We start from the raw sequence: 18347 nt of genomic DNA on the forward strand, positions 1-18347 counted from the left end.
ACCTCCCCACCTCCCCATCTCCCCACCTCCCTACCTCCCCACCTCCCCACCTCACAACTCTTTCGATCATGCAACCTGTTGACTACACCACTCTGATCGCCGCTTGTACCGAACTTCGTCAAGAATGGCTTCCCGCCCGTCTTGAACAAGTCTATCAGCGCGATCGCTTTACCATTTCCCTGCTGTTACGCACCCTCAAACGCAAAGGATGGCTAGACATTGCTTGGCATCCCCAAGCCGCCCGAATGTGTATCGGTGATCCCCCCCCTCGCGCACCCGATACTTTTACCTTTAGCGATCAACTGCGACATCAGTTAAGCGGTCTGGCCCTAGTGGCGATCTCTGAGGTTTCACCGTGGGAAAGGGTGCTAGACTTACAATTTGCCAAACGGCCTGGAGAAAGCCCCCTCTGGCATCTCTATGTCGAAGTGATGAGCAAATACAGTAATGTAGTCTTAACCGGAAAAGATCATCTGATTGTCACTGCGGCTCATCAAGTCAGTAGCCAACAGTCAAGTGTTCGTCCGATCCAAACCAGTCAACCCTACGAACTTCCGCCCAGTCTCACTGATCCCATTCCTCGGTTAAGTGAACCCCAAGAACAATGGCAACGACGGGTAAGTTTAATTCCCGGTTCCCTCAAGCGCCAACTCCTCAAAACCTATCGGGGGTTAAGTTCAGCTTTAGTGATCGGAATGATTCAAGCCGCAGGATTAGATCCCCAATGCCTAACTGAAAACCTGACAGACACCGAATGGACTCGTTTATTTGAATGTTGGTGTCAATGGTTAGAAGCGTTAGAAACATCAAACTTTCAGCCTCATTTTACCGAAACCGGATATTCTGTCATCGCTTGGAATAACACCCCGTCAAAATCTGCTGTTGAAACCGTACAAGAACTCTTAAACCGTTACTATACAGCCGAACTCAACCAACAGGAATTTAAGCAAGTCCGCCATCAAATTAGTCAAAAACTCATCAATCTTCTCAGCAAATTACGTCAAAAAGCCGACGGTTTTATTCAACGTCTAAAACAATCCGACGACGCTGACACCTATCGCGCCCAAGCTGACTTATTAATGGCTTCTCTACACGAATGGCAACCGGGAATGAAAACAATTACCCTTTCTGATTTTGAAACCGGAGAACCTGTTAAAATTCCCCTTAATCCTGAAAAAAATGCCGTTCAAAATGCCCAAGCCTATTACAAACGTCATCAGAAGTTAAAACGCGCCCGAATAGCTGTAGAACCGCTTTTAGCCGAAGTTCAAGGCGAAATTGATTATCTCGAACAAGTCGAAGCGGCGATCGCCCAAATTGAAACCTATCAAGCTTCAGAGGACTTACAAACCCTAGCTGAAATTCGGGATGAACTCACTCAAGAAGGCTATTTTAATACTCCCGGTTATCAAAATCGTTCGACAACAGAAACCGAATTTTATCGGTATCAAACTCCTAGTGGATTTGAATTATTAGTCGGACGAAATAACCGTCAAAATGATTTACTCACCTCAAAAGTCGCCGGAGATTATGACTTGTGGTTTCATTCTCAAGAAATCCCCGGAAGCCATGTGTTATTAAGACTCAACGCCGGAGAAGTTCCCGAGGAAACAGATTTGCAGTTTGTAGCGAATTTAACCGCATATTATAGTCGCGCTCGTCAGAGTGAACAAGTTCCGGTGATTTATACCAAACCCAAACACGTCTACAAACCCAAAGGCGCCAAACCTGGAATGGTCATCTACAAGCATGAAACCGTGATCTGGGGGAATCCTCAACAAGCAGTGACAAACCCTTAGATCAGTGATCCAACGATACTCACATTTTAGACGACAGGTGTTGACCCGCGACATTACCCTTCCGACTTCACCGAGATCAGTGAAAACACTATCGGAAAAATTGGTGTTCTTTGTTACAATGGAGAATTAGGGAGATTTGAGAACTCCAACCCGCAGATTACAAGGGAACGTACCTCCTGGGTTAGTCTCAAATCGAAACAACAACGGTGCTTTTCATTGTAACGAAAGACCAGCTTCGGCTGGTTTTTTTATTTTAATCTGTAGAAATCAATCTGAGTTCAGTCTTCCGACAGAAACATCAGGGATAATTAGTGTCTGGAGAGAGATCACCTCTTTGAGATAGACTTCTTTTGAGTCTAGAATTCCCGTAACTTCAGTTCGGGGAGTATGTCAAAATATTGCATAGAATCTAAGCTAAACCTTTATCTTAACCTGCCAGAAGACCCTCACATTTAGTGACGGGATGAATGGCAGTCCAGGGATGTGATACCATAGCAGCAGTAGTTTGGTAGAGAGTATGTTGAAGGCGTACAAATATCGAATCTATCCAACAAATGAACAGAAAGACCAGTTGATTCGGTCAATGGGTTCTGCTCGTTGGTTTTACAATTACGCCCTCAACTTAACTTCCCAAACCTATAAAGAAACGGGTAAAGGTTTGAGTCGCAATGACATCATCAAGCTTTTACCTGGCTTAAAAAAAGAGCATGAGTGGTTAAGCGAACCGCCCTCTCAGTGTTTGCAGCAAGTCGCTCTAGATTTGTCGAGTGCATTTTTAAATTTCTTTGAGAAACGGGCTAAATATCCCAACTTTAAAAAGAAACACAACCAGCAGTCGATTAGGTTTCCTCAAAGCGTCAAATTGCAGGGTGACTATTTAAAATTACCGAAATTAGGGAAGATTTACTGTAAAGTCTCTCGATTACCAGAAGGGACAATTAAATCAGTAACAGTTTCACTAACTCCATCGGGTCAATTTTACGCCTCGTGTCTGTACGAAAATGGCAAAGAAAAACCCTCGGTCAAAGCTAGCGGAAAAGCAGTCGGGATTGATTGTGGGTTATCGCATTTTGTAATTACTTCTGATGGAAGTAAGCATGGTAATCCCAAATATTACCGGAAATATGAGACTAAGTTAGCCAAGAAACAAAAGCAACTGAGCCGTAAGGTGAAAGGTTCCCAGAACCGGAACAAAGCTCGAATTAAAGTGGCCAAGGTTCACGCTAAAATCACTCGTTGTCGAGAAGATTTTTTACACAAGCTAAGTCGTAAATTAGTTGACGAAAACCAAGTCATAGTTGTGGAAAATCTGGCGGTCAAAAACATGGTCAAAAACCACCCTTACGGGTTCGCCAGTCGCTTCAAGTCGGGGAACCCGCCCAACGCGCTGGCTCATAAGCTCGCCAAATCAATTAGCGATGCAGGTTGGGGACAATTTTGCACCATGCTCAAATACAAAGCGGAGTGGGAAGGGAAAGTCTACATTGAAGTAGACAGATTCTTTCCTAGTTCAAAAACTTGTCATGTTTGCCTGAATCAAGTAGGTAGTTTGACTCTCGATGTCAGAGAATGGACTTGCGAAAAATGCCAGACAAAACATGACAGAGACATAAACGCCGCGATAAATATCAGAGAAGAAGGTTTACGACTTTTGAGCCAGTGCGGTCTTGACGGTGTCCGTCGAAGAGCAACTGGCGTGGCGGGAGGGCATCTCGCTACCGCTTCTGGAGTTCGAGTCAGACCAAGTAAAGGCACTGCTTTTACAAGGCGTTAAACTGTGAAGGAAGAATCCCTCGCGTCCCGCGACGGGAGTTGTCAAAAACATCAGATATGAATCCTAAAAAGCTACTGGGTATTTTGTTCTTACTGTTAGTCGCTATTTTTATCACCTCCGGGGATACCTATGAGTTTCTCCCCGAACCCGCTAGAGAAGCCAGTGTCAAAAGTCGAAAGTTCATTGTTGGTTTATGGCCAGACTGGTTAAGACGACAAGATTTTGATGCCGAACGAGAGAAAGAAATTGAACAGTTAGAGAAACAAGGTAAATAAAGCAGAGGAGACAAGTAAGAGACAAAATCCAGCATTGATACGGAGTAGGGGTAGTTGATCAATTACCCCTAGAACACTTCTACAGAATTATTTTTTCTTCAGCCAACTAAACATCGCCCGCAAATCTTTTCCGACTTCCTCAATGGGATGTTCCGCTTCTTGGCGACGCATGGCTGTAAAACCCGGTTTACCCGATTGATTTTCTAAGACAAACTCTCGGGCAAATTGACCCGTTTGAATCTCTTTGAGAATTTTACGCATTTCTGAGCGAGTTTCATCGGTAATAATCCGAGGGCCGCGTGTATAATCGCCGTATTCTGCCGTATTGGAAATACTATCGCGCATATTAGCTAAACCGCCCTCAACCACCAAGTCAACAATCAGTTTAACTTCGTGTAAGCATTCAAAATAAGCCAATTCCGGTTGATAGCCTGCCTCTACCAAGGTTTCAAACCCGGATTTGATTAATTCACTTAAACCCCCACACAACACCACCTGTTCCCCAAATAAGTCGGTTTCAGTTTCTTCGCGGAACGTGGTTTGTAAAATTCCCCCTCTAGTTCCCCCAATCCCTTTTGCATAGGCCATAGCGCGATCGCGGGCCTGACCCGAAGCATCTTGATACACTGCAAACAAACAAGGTACCCCTTGTCCTTCCTGGTAAGTTCGACGAACGAGATGACCCGGGCCTTTGGGGGCTACCATAATCACATCTACTTCGGGTGGAGGTACCACTTGACCAAAGTGAATGTTAAAACCATGAGCAAAGGCTAAAATCTTACCTTCTTTTAAATGCGGTTCAATTTCGTTTTTGTAAACGGTTTTCTGCACTTCATCTGGTAACAGAATCATAATTAAATCCGCTATCTCTGCGGCTTTGTCTACAGGATGAACCGTTAACCCCTCATCTTTGGCTTTGGGGGCGGACTTACTACCCGGATACAGCCCGACGACTACGTTTATGCCACTGTCTTTGAGGTTGAGGGCGTGAGCATGACCTTGGGAACCATAACCAATAATTGCAACTGTTTTATCTGCCAATAAATCTAGATTGGCATCTGCATCATAATACATCCGAGCCATAGTGGGCATCTCCTTGCAATACTTGTGAGGGGTGCGTGCAAAACCCTTATCCTATCACGAGTCAGTCCCCCCTCTGAATATAAAATTTACAAGTTAAAAATTTATACCTTAAATAATCGAGGGCAATGTATGGGGTAGAATCAACAGACTCACAGAATCAGAATTTTCAGATTTTTTGTCGCAATTATTAACAATGTTTGAGTATATCACCCTACCTGATAACATTTTACCTCCCGTTGCACCCTATTCTCATGCAGTACGGGCAGGAGATTTTTTGTTTGTTACCGGACAACTTCCTGAAGACCCCAATACAGGAGAAATTATCAAAGGAAGTATTGAAAAGCAAACCCAACAAGTGATGGAAAATTTGAGGTTAGTTCTCGAACACGCCGGAACGAATTTTGATCGCGTTGTCATGTCACGAATTTTTTTAACAGATTTTCGCGACTATCAAAGTGTGAATCAGATTTATGCGTCTTATTTTCATTCAAAACGTTTACCCTGTCGCACGACTGTCGGGGTTCTCGGGCTAGCAGGTTTGGGTGATATTGAGATTGATTTGATTGTTTATTGTGGTGATTAATTCTCTTTTCAGTTCAAAGGTCTACTCTCTCAGGTAAGAGAAGTAAAATCCAAAAGGATGAAAGGGATCAGCTACATACGATACAAATTGAGGATGAAATTGAGACAAAATAGTTAAGTTGTATAAACTTCTGTAAACTTAAGTCTAATTCTCTTTTAACAAATAAAATTCACAAATCCTGCAATAGCAAGAGGAGATTGAATTTACAGGATTTGAGTGAGTTGATCCAAGAGTTTACAGTTTGAAAAGTCCTGTTAAGTCTTATTTCAGCTTCACTAATTTAAGGGATAACCAGGGTAATTTATGATTCATACTAGAAAAAAGACACGCAACTAATTAATGCAGTGTTTCACTGTTGAATCTAACTTTGATAAACTTTAGTGATATGAGACGACCTTCACAATTAACCCGGTTAATTTGGGATTTCTATCGTGAAAATCACGAAGAACTGCAACGACTTCAACCCTTAGCAAAATGCAAAGTCTACCGTCGCTGGGGTGTGTTGCATATTCAATGTGTTAGCCAAGATATGGCTGATTTGATGGCGGCTTCCCAAAAGCTGTTAAGAGAACCTATTTCTCAAATGCGACTTGCTCAAAAAATCAAAATCTCCGTTAAAAATATGACGGTAGCTGTATTTGATGTCAAACCCGACACGATCATTGCTTAAGAAACTTGATCTATCTATGTTCAATTCCTGCAATCTTAAACGGTTGCAGGCTTTAATTAAACCATTAGCACGCAGACAAAAGACAATTACTTTTTTAAATTCTAACGAAATTATCCTGAATGGGTAAATAGAGAATAGAAGAATAACTCAGTAGATGCACCCTGATGAATTTCCTTTGGCAAAAGCCAGGGGATTTTTTTTGCCCAAAACGTTCCCAAAATTTTCACAATTTAGCCACAATTCAACTTAAATTGATGTCAAATTAATTCTGCAAATATTCCGGAAGCCTCTTGATCTTTACTGAATAACAGAACAGGAGTAGATGCACCCCGATCAACTAGCCCTCGGATTAATCTGAGGGTTTTTTTTGTGTAGAGGTGTGTTCTAGCGAGATGTATATTTTCTAACAAATAATCTAAATAAACTTGTTTAACAGTGAAATTTTAGAACCTATCCGGAACCGATCTAATCGTACCAGAAGTCTATAGAAGAGTAGATGCACCCTGATGGTTATCCCCTAGCTTCGGTTAGGGGATTTTTTTTGACAGCATGACTCCCAACTCAATTATTGACGCTACATCAACGCACTCTAGAAATCGAGACTGAATATTGATAGTTCGGAAAAATAAGCCATCGAACCTGATAGTTTGTTAGCACCCACTACACCCGGAAAACAAGTCTTGATCATCGAAGAAGGAACAGCAATTCCCGAAGACTTACAAACAGAAATCGCAGATAGTGAAATTATATTCGTTCCCGATGGCACCTTTTTCTAAAAAACATTCTAAATTCTCCGGAAACCCCCCACCCCCAACAGAAACAAAATATAGTAGATGCACCCTGATCAATTATCCTTCGGCTTCGGCTGAGGGATTTTTTTTGGTTTTTTGTAGAGATTCTGGCGATCGCGATGACGAATTGGACAACGACTGTGCTACCCTGTTGAAGATAAACACACAGTTGGCACAGGTACAGTTCCAAAGCGTACATGGTTCACATCAAGCGCGTAGAACTCACCAATTTCAAATCATTTGGCGGTACGACGGATATTCCGTTGTTACCTGGTTTTACAGTGGTTTCAGGGCCTAACGGTTCCGGAAAGTCCAATATCCTCGATGCGTTACTGTTTGCGTTGGGACTCTCTTCATCTAAAGGAATGCGTGCCGAACGTTTACCGGACTTAGTAAACAACAGCCAAAGCCGCAAAACCACCGTTGAAACCCGCGTTACCGTAACTTTTGATCTTTCCGAAGATAACCACCTCTGGTCAGCCATGAAGCGCAACGGGAAGTTCTACGCAGACGAGGAACTCAAAGAATTAGAAACCGATCACTCCTTAGAAACCAATGGTTCTCAGACGACAGAAGAACCTGAAACCCAAGCTTTTACCCCGGAATGGAGTGTTACCCGAAAGCTGCGCGTTACCAAACAAGGGACGTACACATCCACCTACTACATCAACGGAGAAGCCTGTACCCAAACCGAACTACACGAACAACTCAATCATCTACGAGTCTACCCCGAAGGATACAACGTTGTTCTACAAGGAGACGTCACCAATATTATTACGATGAAACCCCGTGAACGTCGAGAAATTATCGATGAGTTGGCGGGAGTGGCGCAGTTTGATCGTAAAATTTCCTTAGCCAAAGAGAAGTTAGATACCGTAAAAGAACGAGAAGAACGTAGTCGTATTGTCGAACAAGAATTAATCGCCCAAAGAGATCGTCTCAACAAAGATCGAGTCAAAGCCGAAAAATATCAAAAATTGCGAGAAGAATTTCAACAAAAACTTCAGTGGGAAGCGGTTTTAAATTATCAAACGCTCAAAAAGCAAACCTTTCGACTGCGGGAACAAATCGAAGCAGGTGATCGTTCTGTGAATGAACTCAATGAAAATCTGCAACAACAAACAACTCAAATTCAAAAAACTACAACCGAACTCGAACAGTTAAACGCCCGCGTTAAAGCAATGGGGGAACAAGAACTGATTGATTTACAATCGACTTTAGCAACACAAGAAGCCGAAAATCGTCAATTTCAACAACGACAACGAGAAACCGAAACAGGCGTTCAAAATACCCAAAGTCAAATTCAACAAACCCAAGAAGAACGACAAAATTATCAACAAACCCTAGAAACTATCGCCTCTCAGCGAGAAGTAGAAACACACAATTTACAAGTTCGTACAACCGAACGAGATCAAATTCAACAAAGCCTCAACCAAACCCGTCAAGCTGCGAGTCAAGTCGCCCAACAAGCCGAAGCTTGGATGCAGCAACAAACTGATCTACACCGTAAAATAGAATCACTGCAAAAAAATCTCGATCCGCAACGCACAGAACAGGCTAGACTGACAGAAAGAGTCAATCAACTACAACGTAAAATTAATGAGCAACAGCAGTCTTTTTTGTCATCCCAACAACAGTTAGAAACGGCTCAAACTGAAGTGAACCAAGCCAAAGAAGAACGAGAAAATGCCCGTCAGCAAACCGAATCTTTAGCTCAAATTGTGGCTCAAGCAGAACAAGAATTGCAACTGCAACAAGAGACTCAAACGCGACTTTTGCGAGAACAACGAGAACAACAACGTCAACTCGATAAACTCGAAGCCCAACAACAAGCCCAACAAGAAGCCACCGGAAGTTATGCAACAAAAGTGATTACTCAGTCAGGGCTTCCTGGGGTTTGTGGGTTAGTTTGTCAACTAGGGAGAGTTGAACCGGACTATCAATTAGCATTAGAAATAGCCGCAGGGGGACGCTTAGGAAATTTAGTGGTAGAAGATGATGGGGTAGCAGCAGCAGGAATTGAACTGTTAAAGCGTCAAAAAGCCGGAAGAATTACCTTTTTACCCTTGAATAAAATTCGCCCCAACCGAGGCGGAATGGGGAATGTAGCGACAATGCGATCGCTAGAAGGGTTGATTGATTTAGCAGTAAATTTAATAGAATGCGATCGCCAATATGAAAATATTTTTGCCTATGTATTTGGGAATACAATGGTGTTTAATAATATTAATAATGCTCGACGTTATATTGGTCAGCATCGCATGGTTACGTTAGATGGGGAGTTGTTAGAAACCAGTGGGGCGATGACGGGAGGAAGTCAAAGTTCGCGCTCAACGCTACATTTTGGAACGTTGGATGAAACCACTTCAGAAAGTCTGGCGATTGCAAATTTACGTCAACGGTTAGATGAAATTGAACGGATTTTAGAGCGGTGTATGCGGGCGATTTCTGATGCGACAATCACAGTCAAAAACCGTTCGCAAGCAATGATTGAGGCTCGTCAAACTTTGCGGGATAATCAACAAAAAGTGAGTCAAATTGAGTCAAAGATTCAAACATTAACGACACAACAGGAGAGTTTGAAAACTCAACTCAGTCAAAATATTCAAGAATTGAATACGGCTCAAAATCGGCTACAAGTCTTAGAGCGAGAGATTCCTATTCAAGAAGTTCAACTCCAACGCGATCGCGAAACTTTGTCGCAGTTAGAAGCCGCTCATAGTCATAGTGAATGGCAACAGTTACAAACGATATTAAGATCACAAGAAACGGATTTGCAAACCCAAGAAACGACTTTACAGCAAGTTCAGCAACGGTTAATTGAGTTGGATAGTCAGCAACAACGCATCGAAGAAAAAATCGAAGAAGGAAAACAGCGAATAGAAGATTATCAGCAACAGCAACAATTACAAAATCATCAAATTCGAGAACTCAAAAAACAAATTACTCATTTACAAGAACAAATTGCTTTAACTCGGGGTTCCGTGTTGAAAGTAGAAGCCCGTTTAGGAGAAGGAAAACGCCAGCGAGATCAAGTCGAAACCCAATTGCGAGATCAACATTTAGCCAAACAACAGTTAGAATGGCAAATTCAAAAACTACAAGAAACCCAACTCGGACGCCGAGAACAATTAGAGATTAAACAAGAACAGTTAGCGACTCAGCAAGCTGAACTGAGCGATCCTCTACCCGAAATTCCCGAAAACCTAGATTTAGCCTCCCTCCAGCGAGAATTAAAAGCCCTACAGAAACAAATGGAAGCCCTAGAACCCGTCAATATGCTCGCCTTAGAAGAATTTCAACGCACTCAAACTCGCTTAGATGAACTTAGTCAAAAACTAACCACCTTAGAGGGAGAACGAACCGAACTGCTGTTGCGAATTGAAAACTTTACCACCCTACGACAACGGGCATTTCAAGAAGCTTTTGATGCCGTTAATGAAAATTTTCAAACCATCTTTGCAAGCCTGTCCGACGGAGACGGTTATCTGCAAATAGATGATCCAGAAGATCCGTTTAATAGTGGTTTAAACCTGATCGCTCACCCCAAAGGTAAACCAGTACAACGGTTAGCGTCAATGTCTGGAGGAGAAAAATCCTTAACCGCCTTGAGTTTTATTTTCTCATTGCAACGTTATCGGCCCTCACCATTTTATGCGTTTGATGAAGTCGATATGTTTTTAGACGGGGCAAATGTCGAGCGATTAGCTAGAATGATAAAAAGACAAGCCCAACAAGCTCAATTTATTGTTGTGAGTTTGCGCCGACCCATGATGGAAGCATCCGAGCGGACGATTGGAGTGACCCAAGCACGGGGAGCCTATACACAAGTGTTAGGAATACAGCTATAAAGCTGCCCGTTTTTATAGAGTCAGTGCATTGAAGATCTTGAGAACATCAGGATCAGTTAAAAATAAGTCACTCACCGATAACCGCTTGCGGGTTGTGTAGAGTAATATGTATGTTTAATTGCATCTAGAATTGGCCAAGCATGACATTTGAAACTATCCGCCAACGCTCCGAGCTTCTCGGCACTCAAGTGATTACCCGTGATCGAGGCAAGCGTCTCGGGGTTGTTAGTCAGTTATGGGTAGATGTAGACCAACGTGAGATTGTTGCGATTGGACTCCGAGACAACTTTTTGGCTGTTGCTGGTTTGCCAAAATATATGTATCTCAGCAGTGTTCGTGAAATCGGCGATGTACTCTTGGTGGATGATGAAAGAGTCCTCGAAGAAGACATAGACGTTGAAGCTTACAGTACCCTGATTAACAGCGAAGTCATTACCGAAACCGGAGAACCTTTAGGTCGAGTCCGAGGGTTTAAATTTGATCCGCTGAATGGAAAGCTGATCTCGATCATTATTGCCTCTATTGGTCTTCCCCAAATTCCCGATCAAATTATTAGCACCTACGAACTCTCCGTTGATGAGATTGTCAGTAGTGGGCCGAACCGTTTGATTGTGTTTGAACGGGCCGAAGAAAAACTCCAACAAATCACAGTCGGAGTCCTCGAACGCATGGGGTTAGGAGAAGCCCCTTGGGAAAAAGAAGAGGAAGGAATGTATTATCCTCCGACAATTAAATCGGAAAACCAACTTCCGAAAGGGATATCTCAAACACCCCCTGAGCGACAGTACCAGCCCAATATACCGGTCGTTGAGGAAGTTTGGGAAGATGAACAACAATGGCAAGAACCCGCCGCGCCTCAGCCCCTGCGTCAGCCTCAAACCGTTTATGATGACTACGAGGAAGATAACTGGTCTGATGTCGAAGGGGATGAATACGATGAGCGCTACTCTGAACCCGAGTATGTTCCCTTAGAACCCTATGAGGAAAAACGTTACAGCGCTCGTGAGTACGAATATGAAGACGATGTAGAATCAGATGCCTGGGCTGACGATGAAACACCCAAACCTTATCAACCGCCTCGGGTTAATATTCCTGAGAAAAAGAAAATGCCGGAATATGAGGAAGAACCCGGTGGTTACTAAACGTTTAGAATACTTAAGGGTTTAGTATCTACTTCGTGTTTGGATCTCTACTGAGGCACGCTCATGTCTTCAACTCAAGTCTCATCTTTGCTCACCCTCAAGCCTGGAAGTCTGCGTCGTGTTCATCACATTGCCTTGTATGTTGCTAACTTGCAGGCTTCCCGACACTTCTATGGCACCATTCTCGGTTTGCATGAACTTACAGGCGATCAAGTCCCCAGTACGTTAAAATCGATGGTCGAAGCCGGTCAGGTCGCGAATTTTGTCACACCCGATGGCACAGTCATTGATCTGTTTGCTCAAAGTGATCTCAAACCGCCTCATTCTGACCCCAAGCAAGTTTTTACCCGTGCGAATCATCTTGCTTTTGACATTGACCCGCAATTGTTTGACCATGCGGTGGAAGTGTTGCATCAACATCAAGTCACCATCGAAAGTGGCCCCGTGAGTCGTCCGACAGGACGGGGTATCTATTTTTATGACCCCGATGGTTTTGTGATTGAAATTCGCTGTGACCCCCTGCAAACCCCCTAAACAGAAGTTGAGAAAACGACGGTTTCTTGTCCCCTACTCCTCTCGAACAACAGTTTCTGCTGTAACATTTGGAGTCTCTTTGGCTAAAGCCCAGGGAGAGTCAAGTTATGTTATGCTAACAAGATTATTTAATCGATAAACCAGTCCGGGTGCGATTGTTCTCTCAGTCTCGTTTAGAAAAAACGTTTCTCAATTGATATCCGGTTAACTTATACAAAATTAACTCAGATGGCACCAACCCTTTTATTTAACGCACTTCGTCAGGCGATTGATGAGGAAATGGCTCGCGACTCCTCCGTTTTGGTTTTAGGAGAAGATGTCGGTCAGTATGGCGGTTCTTATAAAGTCACTAAAGACCTTTACGAAAAATATGGTGAACTGCGGGTTCTAGATACCCCCATCGCAGAAAATAGTTTTACAGGAATGGCTGTAGGTGCGGCTATGACGGGACTACGGCCGATCATTGAAGGCATGAATATGGGGTTTTTGCTACTGGCTTTTAACCAAATTGCTAACAATGCTGGAATGCTGCGGTATACTTCGGGCGGAAACTTTACCATGCCGCTCGTCATTCGGGGGCCAGGTGGGGTCGGACGTCAGTTAGGTGCTGAACATTCCCAACGCTTAGAAGCCTATTTTCAGGGGGTTCCGGGTCTAAAAATTGTCGCCTGTTCGACCCCCTACAACGCCAAAGGGTTACTCAAGTCAGCCATTCGTGATCATAATCCCGTTTTATTCTTTGAACACGTTCTCCTCTACAACCTCAAAGAAGAATTACCCGAAGAAGAATATCTTGTCCCAATTGACAAAGCAGAAATCGTTCATACCGGGAAGGATGTCACTATTTTGACCTATTCGCGGATGCGTCATCATGTCATGCAAGCGGTTCCGCAGCTAGTGAAAGAAGGTTATGACCCGGAAGTCATTGATTTAATTTCCCTTAAACCCCTTGATTATGAGACGATTGGGGAATCAATTCGCAAGACCCATCGGGTGATTATTGTCGAAGAATGTATGAAAACAGGCGGAATTGGCGGAGAGTTAGCGGCTTCTATTAATGAACGTCTATTTGATGAATTAGATGCTCCGGTGTTGCGGTTGTCTTCTCAAGATATTCCGACTCCCTACAATGGAATGCTAGAACGATTAACCATTGTACAACCCGATCAAGTTGTGGAAGCCGTTCAAAAAATGGTTGGAAACCAAATCTAATCTCAATAGAGGATGGGTGCAATTTCCCTCGATTTTCCTCAATTCATGGAAATCAAGACATTGGACGCACCCTGCAAAAGATCTAAGACGGCCGAAAAATACAGTTGAGACCGTAATCCTCTTATTGCTTTAACGGTCTGGCTTGTAAAATATGGATAGCCATGCGTCCGTTTTGATCGACAAAACAATCTAATGGTTGTAATCCCGCTTTTTTGGCGAGATCTTGAAAATAGTCTACCGGGTACTTATAAGAACTTAAGAGATGAAACTTTGTCCCCTTCTCAATCTGTACGGGAATACCATCCAGAAGGAAATTTTGTTCTTGAGTTGCTCTGACATTATGTTCCACACAATGAGTTGAGGGTACCCAATTGAATTCATAATTAAATGCGCTGGCATCAAAGCCCGAAATCGGCAAATCACGATTGATAAAATGTAAAATACTGAGCGTCAGTCTTGCCATTCTTCCATCGTCGTAAGCTTTTCTTAATGAAAACTCATTTTGATTGGTATCTACGCCAACAATAAGAAGACCTTCGGGTTGTAGTGCTGGCGAAATTCTTCTGAAGAAATCTAGGCAATTATTTGTGGAAAGATTGGTGATCGTACTTCCTTTAAAAAACACCACAGGTCGGGGAAAATTGTTGACAATATCAACATTTTTAATAAAGTCTGTCTTGATGGGTTTAACGGAGATATCCGGCAACTCCTGACCTAAAATTTCTTCGCTCCGATCCAGATAAGTTTCACACAAATCTATAGGAATGTAGCTGTTAAATTGTTTAATTTCTTTCAGGAAGGGCAAAGTTTTATTTTTGAAAGCGATATCGGTACCTGGGCCAAATTCTATAACACTAGCTTCGGGCGGAACATAAGCCGCAATTTCGGCGGCTTGATGGTTAATTAATTGTATTTCCTCTTTGTAAAGGTAGTAATCCAAGTTTTGAGATATTAGTTCCAGATAACATCCTTCACCATTGGCAGGATCATTCTCAATCTCCGGATTAGGAGTGCTGTACAAATAAGGAGCCATATGTTCTTCCTGATGATCTACAAACAGAGATTTTGCATCAGAAAGAAATGATTGATTAACTTCAGTCATAAGGTTAGATCCAAATAAAAAAGATAATAACGTGAAGTTTAAGATTGTACCATGCTAAAGTTAGTGGAATAAAAAAAATGTGGAAAATTTATCTGAGCAACTACTCAAATCAAAACAATGTAAAAGCAGAGCTAATTGTCCAAAGAGTTGATCGGCGATCGCAGAAAAAAAGCAAACGGCCTGATGCCGTAGAAGAAAGCCTCAAATAATGACAAAAATCTCTAAAGTCGCCGATGATTGGCTGAACTCAGTCGAAGTTAACGCTAATTAGTAATCACAACATTAACAAAGACCAGACCAACCCATCTCTAAGAGGATGTCCTGACGCTTTGGGCCGGGTCCCCGATCTCAAATCCGACCATCGCTGGGTAAGATAGAGAAAAGATTAAAAACAGATTTGAGCATCATATTTCTGTACGGCAGACCCCAAATTAGCCGATAATAGAACCCTATTACGGATTAACTTCAATAGATTGGTGTTGAAATCAAAACTTTATTAGAACGGTGACAACGCCACACCTTGACCACTGACCTGTGATTTTTTTTGAGTATGCGAAAACAGCGTTCACTCCTGATTGTTATTCTCGTTTTGGTTATTGCCTCTGTGATTGTGCTGATTAATATCCCGATGCGGTTGGGATTAGATTTGCGAGGCGGTTCCCAATTAACCATTCAGTTGCAAACTTCAGAAGAAGTCCCCACAATCGATGAACGGGTGATCAATGCCGTTCAAAGTGTGATCGAGAACCGAGTCAATGGCCTGGGAGTCTCAGAGTCAGTGGTACAAACCATCGGACAAGATCAAATTTTGGTTCAACTCCCCGGCGTCAATGATCCTGAACAAGCCGAACGAGTCTTAGGCGGAACCGCACAGCTGGATTTTCGAGAACAACTTCCGGGAACCAACGACCAACTTCTGGCCGAAACTCAAGTTAAACAACAGCTAGAATTTCAACTCGAACAAGCCAAACAAGACGGCGATGAAGCCGCAATTGAGAAAACTCTCGCCTCTGTTGAAGGCAATCAACAAGCGATCGCCGGATTGTACCAACCCCCAATTCTACGAGGTCAAGATCTGCGGGATGCCTTCGCCGAACCCACCGGAAATGATAACTGGAATATTGCGCTGCGCTTTTCCAATCAAGGCGGTGACAAGTTCGCCCAACTGACCAAAAATTTAGCCGGAACCGGACGAACGATTGGGATTTTCCTCGATGATGAATTGATTAGTTATCCCACCGTTCCAGTGGACTTCGCCGAAACGGGAATTACAGGCGGAAGTGCGGTGATTACCGGACGATTTACCGCAGAACAAGCCAATGATTTAGCAGTACAATTGCGAGGCGGTGCTTTACCTGTCCCTGTCGAAATCGTTGAAAACCGGACGGTCGGCGCGACTTTAGGACGAGATAGTATTCAACGCAGTCTCTATGCAGGGGGTGGTGGATTAATTTTGGTATTGATTTTTATGGTGGTTTATTATCGCCTACCGGGATTAATTGCCGATGTTGCCTTGATTGTTTATGCAATACTTACTTTAGCGATATTTGATTTGCTCGGTGTGACGCTGACTTTACCTGGAATTGCGGGGTTTATTCTCAGTATTGGGATGGCAGTCGATGCCAACGTGTTAATTTTTGAGCGGACTCGGGAAGAATTGCGAGCGGGTAAAACCTTGTATCGTTCGGTAGAGTCGGGATTTTTTCGCGCCTTTAGTAGTATTTTAGATGGCAACCTCACTACAGGTATTGCTTGTATTGCGCTGTTTTGGCTAGGAACGGGTTTGGTGAAAGGATTTGCGCTGACTTTGGGGTTGGGGGTAGCGGTGAGTATGTTTACGGCCCTAACCTGTAGTCGGACTCTGATGTTTACCGCGATTGGATTACCCGAATTACGCAAACCGGAACTGTTTTGTCCTAACCTGAAAAAAGCGGTTTCCTAGATGCGATACAATATCTTGGTTTTTTCCCCAATCGATGACGCACGACGAATCACAAACCACAAACTATGAAATTCAGTGTAATTAAACAGCGATCGCTATGGTGGACAATTTCAGGAGTCTTTATCCTGGCGGGTTTGGTGGCGATGGCGATTTCATGGACTCGCCCGGATATTGGTGCGCCCCTACGTCCAGGGTTAGATTTTGTGGGAGGAACTCGACTTCAACTTGAACTTGATTGTTCAGTCCCCGACAATTGTCAAGGGCCAATTGAATTGGATGAAGTGCGCGAAGTTCTGGCGAATCAGGGATTAGGTAATAGTTCGATTCAACTCCTCGATAAAGATCCCTTGCAACAAGATCGGCAAATTGTTTCCATCCGAACCCAAAGTCTCGACGTTGAGGAACGGACACAACTACAAGATAGCCTCAGTGAAGCCATTGGCGTGTTTGACCCAGAATCAACTCAAATTGATACGGTAGGCCCAACTTTAGGCCGTCAGATTTTTATCTCAGGATTGAAAGCCTTATTGGTTTCTTTTGCGGGAATTACCCTTTATCTGACGTTTCGGTTTCAGTTTGATTATGCGGTGTTTGCTTTTGTCGCCCTGTTTCACGATATTTTCGTCACCGCAGGTGTGTTTTCGATTTTGGGCTTGGTGTTGGGTGTCGAAGTTGATAGTTTGTTTTTGGTGGCGCTGTTAACGATTATCGGATTTTCGGTTAACGATACGGTTGTGATTTATGATCGCATTCGAGAAGTGATTGCGAAAAATCCAACTCTCCCGATTAACCAAGTCGTTGATGATGCGGTCAATCAAACCTTAGCCCGTTCGATTAATACTACGCTAACGACGATGTTGCCTCTGGTGTGTATTTTTCTATTCGGGGGGGAAACTCTCAAATATTTAGCTTTAGCCTTGTTAGTGGGCTTTATAGCCGGGTCTTACTCCAGTATTTTTATTGCCAGTACCTTGCTGGCTTGGTGGCGTCATCGTCAACCTTCTTCTCCGGTTCCAGTTTCCGTAGACAATCCTCAAGCTATTGAAGATCAACAGTAATGACAAACTGTACTTTTTGTAAGGGTTAAAGACCTGTGATCAACCCTGAACCTCAATCGGAAGATGCAATCTTTCAAGCTCAAGTTCAAAAGCTGCACGAACTGACAGTCTGGGGGCGATGGTTGGCGATTGGCTTTCTCTGGATGACAATTGCTCCCTTGAGTCTGTGGGGATTACGCTCAGAAATTCGTCTCTGGAGAGATCATTTTACTTGGGCTGCGGTGCGCTATGGATTGGCAGATCATCGATTATCGGCGCTTGGTTTAGGTTTATGTATTGGGACGCTGGTTGGAGTTTTGGTTTGGCAAAGTCGTAATATTCTGTTTGGAATGCCTCTAGAATACAAACAACGCTTAGAGGAGCGGGTTTGGCAAATTCGCAAACAGGGTGCCAGTCATCCCCTGTGGAAATGGGTGGTCAAAGAGTTGAAAATGTAGAGGCGTCTAGTCTAAAATTCAAAAGCATCGGCTACTTCAATTGACTTTGTTTAGTTAGATTTCTGGTGTTTAATCGCTTGTTTCTTTTTTCGTT

The 18347-nt window shown here is 43.2% G+C and carries 16 protein-coding genes; 14 read left to right on the forward strand and 2 right to left on the reverse strand.

The annotated features are described in order from the left end of the window. The first annotated feature begins 68 nt into the window (after positions 1–68). From M595_RS19735 to M595_RS19745, 3 genes are all read left to right on the forward strand, one after another. On the forward strand, positions 69–1799 hold the full coding sequence (locus tag M595_RS19735) for an Rqc2 family fibronectin-binding protein (protein WP_023068187.1): 1731 nt from the start codon (positions 69–71) through the stop codon (positions 1797–1799). Positions 1800–2316: 517 nt separating this feature from the next. After that, a complete protein-coding gene (locus M595_RS19740) occupies positions 2317–3573 on the forward strand; it encodes an RNA-guided endonuclease InsQ/TnpB family protein (RefSeq protein WP_023068216.1) in 1257 nt (418 codons plus the stop codon). Positions 3574–3629: 56 nt separating this feature from the next. Continuing rightward, complete coding sequence (locus tag M595_RS19745) at positions 3630–3848, forward strand: hypothetical protein (protein WP_023068185.1); 219 nt, start codon at positions 3630–3632, stop codon at positions 3846–3848. An 87-nt stretch (positions 3849–3935) separates the two neighbouring features. Here the strand turns inward: M595_RS19745 and ilvC are convergent, their stop codons facing one another. Beyond that, on the reverse strand, positions 3936–4931 hold the full coding sequence (gene ilvC / locus M595_RS19750) for a ketol-acid reductoisomerase (protein ID WP_023068199.1): 996 nt from the start codon (positions 4929–4931) through the stop codon (positions 3936–3938). A 193-nt stretch (positions 4932–5124) separates the two neighbouring features. Here ilvC and M595_RS19755 point away from each other — a divergent pair, with 193 nt between their 5' ends. The 7 genes from M595_RS19755 (at position 5125) to M595_RS19780 (ending at position 13714) form a co-directional block, all read left to right on the forward strand. Then, positions 5125–5514 (forward strand): RidA family protein, encoded by a 390-nt coding sequence (locus M595_RS19755; protein WP_023068205.1) that lies wholly within the window; start codon positions 5125–5127, stop codon positions 5512–5514. A gap of 385 nt (positions 5515–5899) precedes the next feature. Continuing rightward, positions 5900–6184 carry a hypothetical protein gene (locus M595_RS19760; RefSeq protein WP_009785709.1) on the forward strand — a complete coding sequence of 95 codons (285 nt, stop codon included), beginning with the start codon at positions 5900–5902 and terminating at the stop codon, positions 6182–6184. Positions 6185–6831: 647 nt separating this feature from the next. Next, entirely contained in the window at positions 6832–6960 is a 129-nt protein-coding gene (locus M595_RS32765; protein ID WP_023068182.1) for a hypothetical protein, read from the forward strand. 212 nt (positions 6961–7172) lie between these two features. Further along, entirely contained in the window at positions 7173–10826 is a 3654-nt protein-coding gene (gene smc / locus M595_RS19765; protein WP_023068191.1) for a chromosome segregation protein SMC, read from the forward strand. A 140-nt stretch (positions 10827–10966) separates the two neighbouring features. Beyond that, positions 10967–11968, forward strand: a complete 1002-nt coding sequence (locus M595_RS19770; protein WP_023068206.1) for a PRC-barrel domain-containing protein — start codon at positions 10967–10969, stop codon at positions 11966–11968. A 63-nt stretch (positions 11969–12031) separates the two neighbouring features. Continuing rightward, positions 12032–12502 (forward strand): VOC family protein, encoded by a 471-nt coding sequence (locus M595_RS19775; RefSeq protein WP_023068202.1) that lies wholly within the window; start codon positions 12032–12034, stop codon positions 12500–12502. 228 nt (positions 12503–12730) lie between these two features. Then, entirely contained in the window at positions 12731–13714 is a 984-nt protein-coding gene (locus M595_RS19780; protein ID WP_023068209.1) for an alpha-ketoacid dehydrogenase subunit beta, read from the forward strand. 121 nt (positions 13715–13835) lie between these two features. Here the strand turns inward: M595_RS19780 and M595_RS19785 are convergent, their stop codons facing one another. Continuing rightward, positions 13836–14816, reverse strand: coding sequence for an L-histidine N(alpha)-methyltransferase (locus M595_RS19785; protein WP_023068193.1), 981 nt, complete (start codon positions 14814–14816; stop codon positions 13836–13838). A gap of 77 nt (positions 14817–14893) precedes the next feature. On the opposite strand from M595_RS19785, the gene M595_RS32770 reads away from it, so the two are divergent. From M595_RS32770 to M595_RS19800, 4 genes are all read left to right on the forward strand, one after another. After that, positions 14894–15025, forward strand: a complete 132-nt coding sequence (locus M595_RS32770) for a hypothetical protein (protein WP_023068184.1) — start codon at positions 14894–14896, stop codon at positions 15023–15025. Between the two features lie 341 nt (positions 15026–15366). Further along, positions 15367–16758: a protein translocase subunit SecD gene (gene secD / locus M595_RS19790; RefSeq protein ID WP_023068181.1), complete on the forward strand. Its 1392-nt coding sequence runs from the start codon at positions 15367–15369 to the stop codon at positions 16756–16758. A gap of 65 nt (positions 16759–16823) precedes the next feature. Next, complete coding sequence (gene secF, locus M595_RS19795; protein WP_023068221.1) at positions 16824–17816, forward strand: protein translocase subunit SecF; 993 nt, start codon at positions 16824–16826, stop codon at positions 17814–17816. Positions 17817–17851: 35 nt separating this feature from the next. Continuing rightward, on the forward strand, positions 17852–18253 hold the full coding sequence (locus M595_RS19800) for a hypothetical protein (RefSeq protein WP_023068190.1): 402 nt from the start codon (positions 17852–17854) through the stop codon (positions 18251–18253). Positions 18254–18347: the final 94 nt, after the last annotated feature.

Origin of the sequence: Lyngbya aestuarii BL J, from assembly GCF_000478195.2 — a bacterium.
In the GTDB taxonomy this organism is placed as follows: domain Bacteria; phylum Cyanobacteriota; class Cyanobacteriia; order Cyanobacteriales; family Microcoleaceae; genus Capilliphycus; species Capilliphycus aestuarii.